Consider the following 12,543-nt stretch of genomic DNA (forward strand, 5'->3'; position numbering starts at 1 on the left):
CCCGCTGTTCCTCGAGGATCTGGTACCAGCGCTGGGCGTCGAAATCTTGCGCGTCGACGATCATCGTCACGCCGTTGCTCAAGGGCGAGAGGATGCCGTAGGAGGTGCCGGTGACCCAGCCGGGATCGGCCGTGCACCAGAAGATGTCGCCCTCGTGGAAATCCAAGGCCAGCCGCCCGGTGACGTGATGGGCCAGGATCGCCTGATGCACGTGGAGGGCGCCCTTGGGCTTGCCGGTGGTCCCGCTGGTGAAGTGCAATAGTGCGAGGTCTTCGGGGTCGGTGGGCGGGACGATGAAGTCGGGACTGGCGGCCGCCAGGGCCTCATCCCAGCCGAGGGTCTCGGGCGTCGCCGCCGCGTCGACCAGGATCACGTGTTTTAAATGAGGAAGCGAGGCGCGGATCGCCGCGACCTTCTTTTGGTAGAGCGCGGAGGTGGTGACGAGGAGCTTCCCCTCGCCCAGGGAGAGTCGCGTCTGGATGGGCTCGGGGCCGAAGGCGGAAAAGAGCGGACAGAAGACGGCGCCGGCCTTCAAGGCGCCCAGGGCGGTCACGTAGAGCTCGGGGACGCGGCCGAGCAGGCCGAAGACCCGGTCCCCCTTCTTGAGTCCCAGGCTCGCCAAGAGGTTGGCGAAGCGATTGGTGGCCTCATAGAGCCGGCCGTAGCTGAAGTCCTCGTGCCCGCCCTCCCTTTGGAGGAAACGGATCGCGCATTGCTCCGAGCGGGGACCGAGGGCGTGGCGATCCACCGCCTCGAAGCCGATGTTCAGGCCGCGTCCACCCGGCAAGCCCTGCAGTCCCTCGGCGGCGGCCTTCGCCCAGGAAAAGGACTCGCGCGCGGCTTCATAATCCCGCAACTGGGGCGCGACCTGCCACTCGCCCGGTTTTTTTTCGATGCGCAGCGCCGGCATGGCGTCCTTTCAAGCCCAATATTCCCGGAGCTCCCGCGGCAGGAGGTGAACGATGTCGGCGATCTCGCCGCGAGAAACGTGCCGGGACAGGACCCTAAAGACCGCCGAGACCATGCGGCTTAGGTCGCCGACGGTCTCGAGCTCGGTATCGTTGTCGAAGTACTCGGCGACCCGCAGCAGGAAGTCGGCCTCGTGGCGCTCCTTCGCCAGCCGGTCGGCGGGTCGCCAGCCCTCGTAGTAGAGGCCCCTCAGCAGCATCGGCAACTGCGCGCCGAGTTGGACGGTCTCTCCCAGCGGAAGGTGGTCCCGCAGGGCGTGGAGCACCACGCGCAAGGCCCGGTAGCCGCGCTGCGGGTCGCTCCATTGCAGGTCTTGCATCAGTTCCTTGATCCAAGCGTTCGATTTTTCGATCGTTTTTTCGAAGGCCGACACGTGCATCGCCATAAGCCCCTCCTTTTTTATCATTGTCCCACTTTCCCCCGGGGAAACCGATGAGACTGGTCAGTCCGCTTCCTGACTTTTGTCAGGAAAAGCCCAGCCCCCGCCCGCGAAACGGAGAGCCAAGAGGAAGCGGTTGGCAAAGCGGCGGACATCCCCTAGAATCGGCCCAGGAAAATCGCATGAAACCGCTCCGCCTCAGCCTCCTCGCCCTCTTATTCCTTTGGATCCGCACGCCCGCGGCGCAGGCCGTCCCGCTGCTGCCGCTGCAATTTTCCCCGGCCGCCTTGCAATTTGGGGCCGTCACCCTGGGAGACACCTTCGGCACCCTTAATATCACCCTGAGGCTGCGGGACCCGGCGACCTCCTTCGGCCCCATCCGCGTCTCCCTGAGCGACCCTCGACACTTCACGGTCGACTCCGACACCTGCTCGGGCGCCATTCTAAGCGGCGCGATGGAATGCCAGGTCGGGGCCTCCTTTTCGCCCGACGTCTTCGGGCACTACTCTTCCTTCCTGGTGGTCTTGGACGAGGCCGGCAATTTGGGGAACTTTGTCCCCCTCGAGGGGATCGGCGCGGAGGGCGGCTTTCCGGGACCTCCGGCGCCCCTCGCGACCGAGACGACGGTCTCCCTCTCCACCGATCTTTTGGACTTCGGTACCCAGCCTCCCGGCGTCTTGTCCGGCGGGCAGGGCTTTACCTTGATCAACACCGGCGGCAGCGATCTCCGCGTGCAGGCCACCACCTTTGGCGGCGACGCGCCCTTCAACTTCGCGCGCATCGACGCCTGCGCCCCGCAGTTGGTCCCGCCGGGCGGCACCTGCGCGGTCACGGCCTTCTTCAATCCGCTCACGGCCGATCCGGCCCAGGCCGCCTTTGCCGTCAACGGCGCGGCGCCCTTCCCGACGCCCACCGGCGGCGGCTGCGCGCTGAACCCGGCCTCAAGCACTTCCGGTGCCGCGGCCCTCTTGAGTTTGGCCCATTCCTTGCTTGTGCTCGCCTTGTCCCGCCGCCTAAAATAGCTCCATGGCCAGCCCCGCATGGATCACCCCGGACTTCCTCCGCGCCATCCCCAAGACCGACCTTCACGTCCACCTCGACGGCTCGCTGCGCCTGGAAACGCTGATCGAGCTCGCCCGGCAGCAGGGCGTGGAGCTGCCCTCCTTCGAGCCGCAAGGTCTGCGGGAATTGGTCTTCAAGGATCGCTATGAGAATTTGGGGGAATACCTGCACGGCTTCCAATACACCTGCGCCGTGCTGCGCGAGCCCGAGGCCCTGGAGCGCGTCGCCTACGAGCTCGCCCAGGACAGCTTCGCCGAGGGAGTGCGCTACATCGAGCCGCGCTTCGCCCCGCAGCTGAGCGCCTCGGAAAAACTTTCGATCGAGGAGGTCCTGCTCGCCGTCGACCGCGGCCTGGCGCGGGCGAAGTCCGAGATCAACCGAAGGCCCGAGATCGCCTCCGGCGAAGAGCCGCCCTTCGATTACGGCATGATCGGCTGCGCGATGCGGAAGTTCGGCAAGACCTTCTCTCCTTATTACGGGAGCTTCATCGGCTGCCACCGCTACGCCCCGCTCTCTCAGGTCTTTCCCTTGGCCTCGATGGAATTGGTCCAGGCCCTGGTCGGCACCCGCGACCGCCGCGGCATCCCGATCGTCGGCTTCGACTTGGCGGGGGAGGAAAAGGGCTGGCCGGCCAACGCCCACCGCAAGGCCTTCGAGTACGCGCACCAGCATTTCCTGATGAAGACGGTCCATGCGGGTGAGGCTTATGGGCCCTCGTCGATCTTCCAGGCGATCACGCAGTGCCACGCCGACCGCATCGGCCACGGAACGCACCTTTTCGCCAGCGACCTGGTCGAGCATATCCCCAGCTCGGAGCGCGAGACCTACACCAAGGCCCTGGTGCACTACATCGCGGAGCGAAGGATCACGATCGAGGTCTGTCCGACCAGTAACTTACAGACCATCCCGAGCATCGGCGACATCCAGCACCACCCGGTGAAAAGGATGCTGGCCGAGCGCCTCTCGCTGACGGTCTGCACGGACAACCGCCTGGTCAGCCACACGACGGTGACGCAGGAACTAGAAAAGGTGGTGAGGGCCTTTTCGGTCGACGCGCACATTCTGCGAGATCTTATCGTCTACGGCTTCAAGCGGAGTTTTTCTCCCCTCCCCTATGTCGAAAAACGCGCCTACGTCCGCGGCGTGATCGATTTTTACGAGCGGCTCGAAAAAAAGTGGCAAAATGCGACGGAATAAGGGCCTAGACCTAAATTTCTTATTGATTCAGGGTTTCATTGCCCGTAGCTTAATCAGAGGGGCTCGCGAAATCCTTTAGGGAGACGCCCATGAAACGAATTACGACCCTCGCCGGCTTGGCCTTCGCCTTTTTCCTCACGCTCGCCGGCTCCCGAACGGCCTCGGCCCAATTCGATTTTTGCAACCGCCCTTACATCTCGCCCGACCTCGTCGCGAGAAACACCTGTCTGAGCATGCACGACGTCACCGCGACGCCGACCAACCCGGAGTGCAGCGACAAATTCAACGAATGCCGCAAGTATTTTAGGGAAAAGCTCGATGCGACCCTGGATTATTACTCGCAGTCGCAGTTCGGCGTCTTCACCGCCGCCGCGGAGAATTCCGTCAGCGGACCGGCCCCCTACAAGGTCGACGACAAAGACAAGTGCCGCAGCGCCGTTCACGGCGAGTTCCTGGGCAGCGGCGACTACCACGACAAGCACCAAAATCCCGCGAAGCAAAGCCTGGTGGCCGACGGTTTTGAAAAATTCAAGGCCGAGCTGCCGGAGGCCTGCGATCCTGAAAAGATGAAGACCGCCGCGGTCCCCGCAACCGGGGCACCCCCTAGCGCCCCAACGGCCGAGGATAAAAGCGCCGTCGCCGAGGCGCCCCTTCCCGCCCCGGCCGCGGCTCCGGCCCAAGGAGGGTGCAGCCTGGCGTCCAATGGCGCAGGCCACGGGATGGCCGCCTGGCTCGTGGCCCTGGCGTTGCCGCTCCTCCAACGGAAGAAAAGAAACTAAATTTACCGGAAAGCTAGATCCGCGGCGATATTCCTTGTTTCGATCGCAAGCGCGGCGAGGGATCAGCCGCGCTTGAACTTCTTGTACTTGATCCGATGGATCTTATCCGCCTCGGCGCCCAGGCGGCGGTGCTTGTCTTCCTCGTATTCCGAAAAATTCCCCTCGAACCAGGTGACCTGGCTGTCGCCCTCGAAGGCGAGGACGTGGGTGGCGATGCGATCCAAGAACCAGCGGTCGTGGCTGATGACCACCGCGCAACCGACGAAATTTTCCAAGGCCACCTCGAGGGCGCGCAGCGTGTTGACGTCGAGGTCGTTGGTGGGCTCGTCGAGCAGCAGGACGTTGCCGGCGTTTTGCAGGGCCAGGGCGAGGTGGACGCGGTTGCGCTCGCCGCCCGAAAGGACGTTGATGGGTTTTTGCTGGTCGGTGCCGGAAAAGTTGAATCGGGCCAAATAAGCGCGGCTATTGATCTCGCGGGGACCCAGCTTCAGGGTCTCGTGACCGCCGGACACGACGTCGTAAACGGTGCGCTTGTCGTCGGGCGAGAAGCGGTTTTGGTCGACGTAGCCGAGTTTGACGGTCTCGCCGACCTTGAAGGTCCCGGCGTCCGGCTTTTCCATCCCCATGATCATCTTGAAGAGCGTCGTCTTGCCCGCGCCGTTGGGCCCGATCACGCCGACGATGCCGCCCTGCGGGAGCTTGAAGTTCAGGTTTTCGAACAAGAGATTGTCGCCGTAGGCCTTGGCGACGCCCTGGGCCTCGATGACCATCTCGCCCAAGCGCGGTCCGGGCGGGATGTAGATCTCGATGTCGTCCTGGCGCTTCTCGTTCTCTTGGGCGAGCAGGCTCTCGTACTGGGTGATGCGCGCCTTGCTCTTCGCGCGGCGGGCGGACGGCGTCTGGCGGATCCACTCCAACTCGCGCTCGAGGGTCTTGAGGCGCTTGTCTTCGGACTTCTCTTCTTGGGCCAATCTCTTTTCTTTCTGCTCGAGCCAGGAGGAATAATTGCCCTTCCAGGGGATGCCGTAGCCGCGGTCGAGCTCGAGGATCCAGCCCGCGACGTTGTCCAAAAAGTAGCGGTCGTGGGTGACGGCGATGACGGTGCCCTTGTAGGCCTGCAATTGACGCTCGAGGAAGTAGACCGATTCGGCGTCGAGGTGGTTGGTGGGCTCGTCGAGCAGCAGGACGTCAGGCTCCGAGAGCAGAAGCCGGGTCAGGGCGACGCGCCGCTTCTCGCCGCCGGAAAGGTTGGCGATCTTGGCGTCGCCGGGCGGACAGCGGAAGGAATCCATCGCCAGCTCGAGGCGGCTGTCCAGCTCCCAGGCGTTGGCGGCCTCGAGTTTCTCTTGGACCTCGGCCTGGCGCTCGATCAGCTTTTGCATCTGGTCGTCGGTCATCTCGTTGGCGAAGCTGTTGTTGATCTCTTCGTATTCCTTCAAGAGCTTGACGACCTCGCCGGCCCCCTCTTCCACGATCTCGCGGACGGTCTTTTCGGGATCGAGGCGGGGCTCTTGTTCCAGCAGTCCGACGGTGTAGCCTTTCGAGAAGGTCACCTCGCCCTGGTATTCTTTGTCGACGCCGGCGATGATGCGCAGCAGGCTGCTCTTCCCCGCACCGTTCAGTCCCAGGACACCGATCTTGGCGCCGTAATAGAAGGACAGGGAGATGTCCTTCAGGACCTGTTTCTTGGGCGGATGGACGCGGCTGACCCGGACCATCGAGAAGATAATTTTTTCGGCTTCGTTCGACATGAGGAATCCTTAGATTTCTGACATTGTGGACCGCCCGATTAGCCCGGAACTTGGCTAAGATCAAGCGTTGGGTCTTTTTGCGGTTTTCCGTGGAGCCTTGTGCACCGGTTTTGCTCGTCGCCACCACACCCCGAATCTGGGGGAGGCCCTCTTGAAAAACGGGGGCGATCCCTGCGCGGGATCGCCCCCTGCCGCGCGAGTCCCTTACTACCGAGGCGTCAAGGGGAAGGGCCTCGCGAGGCTTTTCAAGAGGGCCTCCCCCAGCTTCGGGGCTTATTGCCGTGCCGGGATTTTTGGGCCGGGGTTAGCCCCACTCTTTAGCTCAGAAAATGTGTTCGCTTTTCCCTCCGTGCACGGGGGCGAACACAAGGTTCGCCCCTACAGGGCTGCAGGATCACACCGCTAGGCAATCGCAGCCAACGTTACGCTGAAGTGCAAGGCTCCCAGCAGATTCGTTAGGTGCGTTTCGCAGGGACGATGTCGGTAAAAGTGTGCACGAGCCCGGTTCGAGCTGGGGGGTATACCCTTCCGGGCAGCCTCAGAAAAATTGTCCTTAAAGCCTGTGATAATCAATTTTTCTGCCCGCAGGGCTTGGCCCGGCTGGAGGGCCAAGCCCGGTGCCCGAGGGTATACCCCCCAGCTCGGGCCGGGCGGAGGTCGCGACGGATACCCATAAGCGCCGCAAAGCATCCAAGCACCGAAATACCCCCCAAAACCCGGCAAAAAAACCCAAGCCCATAGCCAAAGCAAGCGTACGCCTGGACAAACCCCAACCCCGTGATTATCCTTCAGCATTTAAGCCCGAAAAAAAGCCTCGACTTTTCCGCGACGTTTGGGCTAAAAGCCAGCGCCCTTCAAGGAGTTACACGCTATGCGCAATATCGAAAAGATCCGCAACATCGGCATTTCCGCCCACATCGACTCGGGCAAGACCACCCTGTCCGAGCGCATCCTCTTCTACACCAATAAAATCCATAAGATCGAAGAGGTCCGCGGCAAGAGCGGCGTCGGCGCCACCATGGACTTCATGGACCTCGAGCGCGAAAAAGGCATTACCATCCAGTCGGCCGCCACCTACGCCGAGTGGAAGAACATCATCATCAACCTGATCGACACCCCCGGCCACGTCGACTTCACCATCGAGGTCGAACGCGCCCTCCGCGTCCTGGACGGCGCCGTCTTGGTCCTCTGCGCCGTCTCGGGCGTGCAGAGCCAGTCGATCACCGTCGACCGCCAGATGACCCGCTACCACGTTCCGCGCATCGCCTTCGTCAACAAGATGGACCGCGCCGGCGCCGACCCCGTGCGCTGCATGCACCAGCTGCGCGACAAGCTGGGCCACAACGCCCACCTGATCGCCCTGCCGATCGGCGCCGAGGACCGCTTCCAAGGCGTCATCGACTTGATCGAGATGAAGGCCAACTACTTCGACGGCGACAACGGCGAAAACGTCCGCGTCGAGGAGATCCCCGCCGAGCTGCTCGACGAGGCCAAGGAGCGCCGCCACGAGCTGATCGCCGCCATGGGCGACTTCGACGACCACATCGCCGAGCTCTACCTCGAGGACAAAGAGGTCTCCCCCAACGCGCTCCGCAAGGCGGTGCGCACGGCGACGCTCAGCCTCAAGTTCATCCCGGTGATGATGGGCTCGGCCTACAAGAACAAGGGCGTGCAGCTGCTGCTGGACGCGGTGGGCTACTACCTGCCGGATCCCTCCGAGGTGAAGAACGAGGCCCACGACCAGCGCAAGGACGAAGAGAAGATCGTCCTCGAGTCCAATCCCGACAAGCCCTTCGTCGGTCTGGCCTTCAAGCTGGAAGACGGCCGCTACGGGCAGCTGACCTACATGCGCATTTACCAAGGGAAGGTCGCCAAGGGCGACTGGATCGTCAACTCGACCAACGAGAAGAAGGTCAAGGTGCCCCGCCTGGTCCGCATGCACGCCGACGAGATGCACGACATCGACGTCGCCTATGCCGGTGACATCGTCGCGATGTTCGGCGTCGAGTGCGCCTCCGGCGACACCTTCACCGACGGGACCATCCGCTACACCATGACCTCGATGCACGTCCCCAACGCGGTCATCTCCCTGGCCGTCGCCCCCAAGGACAAGGGCGCCACCGCAAACTTCTCGAAGGCCCTCAACCGCTTCTCGAAGGAAGACCCGACTTTCCGCGTCCACCGCGACGAGGAGAGCGCCCAGACCATCATCTCGGGCATGGGCGAGCTGCACCTCGAGATCTACATCGAGCGCATGAAGCGCGAGTACAACTGCGAGGTCATCGCCGGCAAGCCGCAGGTCGCCTACCGCGAGACCTTCACCAAGAAGACCGACTTCATGTACCAGCACAAGAAGCAGACCGGCGGCTCCGGCCAATACGCGAAAATCTGCGGCTACTTCGAGCCCCTGCCCGCCGACGCGGTCCAAACCTACGAGTTCGTCGACGAGATCGTCGGCGGCAAGATCCCCCGCGAGTTCATCCCGGCCTGCGACAAGGGCTTCCAAGAGCAGCTCAAGAAGGGCCTGCTGATCGGCTTCCCGGTGGTCGGCGTCCGCGTCGTCATCAACGACGGCGCCTACCACGACGTCGACTCCTCCGAAATGGCGTTCAAGATCTGCGCCATGACGGCGGTGCGCGAGTTCTACAACCAATGCGGCCCCATCATCCTCGAGCCCATCATGCGCCTGCAGACCCAGGCCCCCGAGGAGTTCCAGGGCCAGGTCGTCGGCCAGATCAACCAGCGCCGCGGCGTCATCGTCAGCACCGGGACGGTCAACAAGTACGTCCAGGTCGACGCCGAGGTCCCGCTCTCCGAGATGTTCGGTTATTCCACCGACCTGCGCAGCGGCACCCAGGGCAAGGGCGAATTCCAGATGGAATTCCTCAAGTACGCCCCCGTGCCCCGCAACGTCCAAGACGAGCTGGTCAAGCTGTACCAAGAGAAGCGAGCGGCGGAGAGCAAGTAATGCGGAAACTCGAGCGCGTCTCCGAGGAATTGAGCGCCCTGCAGCGGGAGCTGCAGGGGACGGCCAACCGCCTCTGGAAGCTCAAGTTTTCCTTAAATTCTGCCTACTATCGAGGCTGTTCCGAAGGGGATTTTCTACCCAGAAGGCTCCAGTCCCTCCGCCGTCATGAACAAGAGCGTTTTGAGGCCCTGCTCCAGCGCCTCAAGGCCCTATTGGCCTCCCATCTGGGTTCTCCGACGCTCCTTTTCGACTCCGACCGAGACCTCGAGACCCTGCGCCATATCCGCCGCACCATCCGCTATCTGAAAAACGCCTATTGCGCCGAACCTCCCCTCCTGCACGCGCTGGCCCGCATCAGCCGGGCGCTCCCCGCTCGCACCGCCCACTGAGCCAAAAAAGAACCTTTCGTCCGCCTGTGACGGCGGGGTCCCCTGGACCTGGGTCTTTCACCCGCCCCTAAAAATAATTTGTACAGAAATAAAAAGCCCCCTAGAATATTCCGAATCCAGGGTTTGGTAAGGGTATCAGGGAGGGTGGAACATGCTCTGTTTCAACAAGACCGTAACCTACGCCACAGATCACAACAACCTGGCCGAAATCGAACCGAAGCTGGTCCCTTACCTCAAGGAATTCGACTTCTTTTCGATCCACGACCTCACCGAGCCGACCCGGCAATGGGTCCAGGAAAGCAAGGTCCAGAACGGCCTTCTGACCGTCCAGGCCCTGCATACGACCTGCGTGGTGGCGCTCAACGAGCTCGACGAGCCCTGCCTCTTGGGCGATTTGAACGGTTTCCTGCGGGACCTGATCCCGCACCACAAGCCCTACCTGCACAACAGCAAGATCCGGACGAAGAACCTCTGCGCGGACGACAAGAAGTGCGACCGCAACGCGGACGCGCACATGAAGTCCTTCCTCTTCGGAGCGGCCTCCCAGACCGTGATCGTGAAGGCGGGCCAGCCGGTTTACGGGCGGTGGCAGAAGCTCTGCCTGATCGATTTCGACGGGCCGAGGGAGCGCTCGGTGGCGGTGCAGATTATCGGGGAGTGATCGCGCGTTAAATAAAAATGTCTCACCGAGGCGTTTATGCGTTGCCCCGTAGGGGCCGTTCGCGAACGGCCCCAACAGCGGTCGCGTCTTCCGGCCAACGGTGCTTCGGATACCGCCGCATCAACTGCTTGCGGATCTCCGGATAGGTGTTTTTCCAAAACCCCGCCAAGTCCTTCGTCACCTGCACCGCCCGCTGGTTCGGCGCCAAGAGGTGCAGCAGCAAGGGCACGCGCCCGCCCGCCAGCTTCGGACCTTCCTTCATCCCAAAGAAATCCTGCAGCCGCGACTCGATCCAGGGTTCGCGGCCCCAAGGATAATGCACCCGCACCCGCCGCCCCGCCTGCAGGACGACGTGGCCGGGCAGCTCGCGCGAGAGCAAGGCGGCGGCCTCGGGCGGCAAGGCCTCGAGGCAGGCCCGCGGCAGGTCCAGAGACTCCCAGGCCTGGCGGGAATCGACGCCGGAGAGGACCTTGAGCAGGAACTCCGCCAGGCCTCGGCCCTGCAGCTCGGGGAGCGGGGCCTCGGGATGGGCGCGCCTCAGCCAGTCGAGGCGGGAAAACTCCGCCTCCAGCGCCTCCGAGCCGCCGAGGCGCTGCAAGAGCCCCGGCACCTCGAGGGACTCCGCCGCGGGTCCCTCCAAATCCAATCCTAAAGCCGACTTCAAGAAGAGCCGCTCCGCCGCCACACCGTCCTCCGGCGCCTCCCGGCTTTCCGAGAGCGCCAGCTGGCCGTAACGGATCCGGGAGACCTGAAAGACTCGGCCGAGCCTTTCATCCCAGACCAGCTCCTTTTCTTCGACCAGCAGCGAACCCTGCCAGTCGAAGAGCCACTCCGGCTTAATCGGCGCCAAGGCGCTGACGTGGACCTTGGGACGGGTCTGCCCCGCGTGCTGCTTTTCCTGGACGTCGAGGACGACGCACCACTCCCCCGCCGGCGAGACCTCGCCGCGCAGCAGGCCCGCTCCGCCGTTGCAGAAGACCAGCTCCACCTCGGCGCCCCGCTCCATCGCGCGTTGCTTCTCCGCCGAGGCGGAGGCCAGGCGCCGGCGGGCCACGCGGTCGGGGAAGCCCGTCAGCAGCGCGTAGGCGAGATCCTCCTCGCGGCCCCGCGCCTGGGCGGCGGCCTTGGGGAAATGCCCGCCCCACAGGGCGATCAGCCGGCGCTGCGGCTCGGTGAGCCGCCCCGTTTCCACCTGATGGAAGACGTCGAGCTCTTCCAGGGCGTCTTCGGAGACGAGCGCCGCCAGGCGCAGCGCGGCGCCCAGGCAGTGCCGCCGCTCGGCCTCTAATAAAAACCGCGCCAGCCGAGGATGTATCGGAATGGCGGCCATGCGCCGGCCCAGGTCGGTCAAGGCCGCGTCCAAGTCCGGAGCCTGCGTCGCCCCCAGCTGGTGCAGCAAGCCCGCCGCGGCCAGCAGGGCCCCTTCCGGCGGGGCCTCGAACCAGCCGAAGTCGCTCAGACGCCCCCTCCCCATCGCCTTGATCTCGAGGAGGGTCTGCGCCAGGTCCGAGCGCCGGATCTCGGGCGTCTCGAAGGCGAGGCGCGACTCCCAATCCGCGGCCGAGTAGAGGCGATAGCAAAGGCCCGGCGCGGTGCGCCCCGCTCGGCCGGCGCGTTGTATCCCCGAGGCCTTGCTGGTCGGCCGCGTCTTCAAGGCGGGGATCCCGCTCCACCACGAGTAGCTCGCCTGTCGCTGCAGACCGCTGTCGATCACCAGGGTCACGCCATCGATGGTGAGCGAGGTCTCGGCGACGTTGGTGGCAAGGATGACCTTGGGCCGCTCCGCCTTCGCGAAGACCTTCGCCTGGGCCTCCTTCGGCAGCTCGCCGTGCAGGGGCAGGATCGAAAATTCCCCGCCGAAGGCCCGCTCGAGGGCGTCGGCGCAACGCAGGATCTAGCCCATGCCGGGTAGGAACACCAGGACGTCACCGCGACGGATCTCCGGCGGAGCCTGGCTCTTGGCGTAGGCCAAGGCCTCCCTTACCTTGGTCTCGATCGGCCTTTTGGGTTCCGAGGGCAGATACTCCACCGCGACGGGAAAGGCCGGCGCCTCCAGCTGAAAGACCCGCGAGCCGGGCAGGAATTGCGCCAGGCCCTCGAGCTGCAAGGTCGCCGACATCACCAAGAGTTTCAGATCGGACCTGGGCCCCTGCTGCAAGGACCGCAGGTAGCCGAGCGCAACGTCCGAGTGCAGGTGGCGCTCGTGGAACTCGTCCAGGACCACCGTCCCGGCGCGCTTCAGGAGCGGGTCCTGGACGAGGAAGCGCAGCAGCATCCCCTCGGTCAGGAAGCGCAGCCGCGTCTTGGGACCGGCAACGTTCTCGAAGCGAAACTGGTAGCCGACCCGCCCGCCCACGGCCTCGCCCAGCTCCTCGGCCACCCGCAGCG

10 protein-coding genes are annotated in these 12,543 nt (G+C 64.0%); 6 read left to right on the plus strand and 4 right to left on the minus strand.

From position 1 onward, the window contains the following. Together FBR05_13030 and FBR05_13035 are read right to left on the minus strand one after the other, a co-directional pair. On the minus strand, positions 1-910 hold a 910-nt coding region (locus tag FBR05_13030), incomplete at its 3' end, for an acetate--CoA ligase (GenBank protein ID MDL1873102.1). A gap of 9 nt (positions 911-919) precedes the next feature. Then, complete coding sequence (locus tag FBR05_13035; protein ID MDL1873103.1) at positions 920-1,354, minus strand: DUF2267 domain-containing protein; 435 nt, start codon at positions 1,352-1,354, stop codon at positions 920-922. Between the two features lie 47 nt (positions 1,355-1,401). On the opposite strand from FBR05_13035, the gene FBR05_13040 reads away from it, so the two are divergent. The 3 genes from FBR05_13040 to FBR05_13050 all read left to right on the plus strand — a co-directional run bounded on the left by FBR05_13040 (position 1,402) and on the right by FBR05_13050 (position 4,386). Further along, complete coding sequence (locus FBR05_13040; GenBank protein MDL1873104.1) at positions 1,402-2,370, plus strand: choice-of-anchor D domain-containing protein; 969 nt, start codon at positions 1,402-1,404, stop codon at positions 2,368-2,370. A 4-nt stretch (positions 2,371-2,374) separates the two neighbouring features. Next, on the plus strand, positions 2,375-3,607 hold the full coding sequence (locus FBR05_13045; protein ID MDL1873105.1) for an adenosine deaminase family protein: 1,233 nt from the start codon (positions 2,375-2,377) through the stop codon (positions 3,605-3,607). A gap of 89 nt (positions 3,608-3,696) precedes the next feature. After that, positions 3,697-4,386, plus strand: coding sequence for a hypothetical protein (locus FBR05_13050; protein ID MDL1873106.1), 690 nt, complete (start codon positions 3,697-3,699; stop codon positions 4,384-4,386). A 62-nt stretch (positions 4,387-4,448) separates the two neighbouring features. Here FBR05_13050 and ettA read toward each other — a convergent pair whose 3' ends face one another. After that, entirely contained in the window at positions 4,449-6,137 is a 1,689-nt protein-coding gene (gene ettA / locus FBR05_13055; GenBank protein ID MDL1873107.1) for an energy-dependent translational throttle protein EttA, read from the minus strand. 871 nt (positions 6,138-7,008) lie between these two features. On the opposite strand from ettA, the gene FBR05_13060 reads away from it, so the two are divergent. The 3 genes from FBR05_13060 (at position 7,009) to FBR05_13070 (ending at position 10,155) form a co-directional block, all read left to right on the plus strand. Further along, positions 7,009-9,105: an elongation factor G gene (locus FBR05_13060; GenBank protein MDL1873108.1), complete on the plus strand. Its 2,097-nt coding sequence runs from the start codon at positions 7,009-7,011 to the stop codon at positions 9,103-9,105. Continuing rightward, positions 9,105-9,494 (plus strand): hypothetical protein, encoded by a 390-nt coding sequence (locus FBR05_13065; protein ID MDL1873109.1) that lies wholly within the window; start codon positions 9,105-9,107, stop codon positions 9,492-9,494. Before FBR05_13060 ends, FBR05_13065 begins: the two co-directional genes overlap by 1 nt. Before the next feature lie 151 nt (positions 9,495-9,645). Next, entirely contained in the window at positions 9,646-10,155 is a 510-nt protein-coding gene (locus tag FBR05_13070; GenBank protein MDL1873110.1) for a YjbQ family protein, read from the plus strand. 34 nt (positions 10,156-10,189) lie between these two features. Here the strand turns inward: FBR05_13070 and FBR05_13075 are convergent, their stop codons facing one another. Continuing rightward, the gene (locus FBR05_13075; protein ID MDL1873111.1) at positions 10,190-11,878 is read right to left on the minus strand and encodes a hypothetical protein; all 1,689 of its coding nucleotides are present in this window, start codon (positions 11,876-11,878) and stop codon (positions 10,190-10,192) included. Between the last annotated feature and the right edge of the window lie 665 nt (positions 11,879-12,543).

This window comes from Deltaproteobacteria bacterium PRO3, assembly GCA_030263375.1.
Classification (GTDB): Bacteria; UBA10199; UBA10199; order DSSB01; family DSSB01; genus DSSB01.

Excerpts from the sequence above, each read along its gene's own strand:
- FBR05_13035 (MDL1873103.1), bottom strand. The coding sequence starts at position 1,354 with ATGGCGATGCACGTGTCGGCCTTCGAAAAAACGATCGAAAAATCGAAC.
- FBR05_13040 (MDL1873104.1), top strand. The coding sequence starts at position 1,402 with ATGAGACTGGTCAGTCCGCTTCCTGACTTTTGTCAGGAAAAGCCCAGC.
- FBR05_13045 (MDL1873105.1), top strand. The coding sequence starts at position 2,375 with ATGGCCAGCCCCGCATGGATCACCCCGGACTTCCTCCGCGCCATCCCC.
- FBR05_13050 (MDL1873106.1), top strand. The coding sequence starts at position 3,697 with ATGAAACGAATTACGACCCTCGCCGGCTTGGCCTTCGCCTTTTTCCTC.
- ettA (MDL1873107.1), bottom strand. The coding sequence starts at position 6,137 with ATGTCGAACGAAGCCGAAAAAATTATCTTCTCGATGGTCCGGGTCAGC.
- FBR05_13060 (MDL1873108.1), top strand. The coding sequence starts at position 7,009 with ATGCGCAATATCGAAAAGATCCGCAACATCGGCATTTCCGCCCACATC.
- FBR05_13065 (MDL1873109.1), top strand. The coding sequence starts at position 9,105 with ATGCGGAAACTCGAGCGCGTCTCCGAGGAATTGAGCGCCCTGCAGCGG.
- FBR05_13070 (MDL1873110.1), top strand. The coding sequence starts at position 9,646 with ATGCTCTGTTTCAACAAGACCGTAACCTACGCCACAGATCACAACAAC.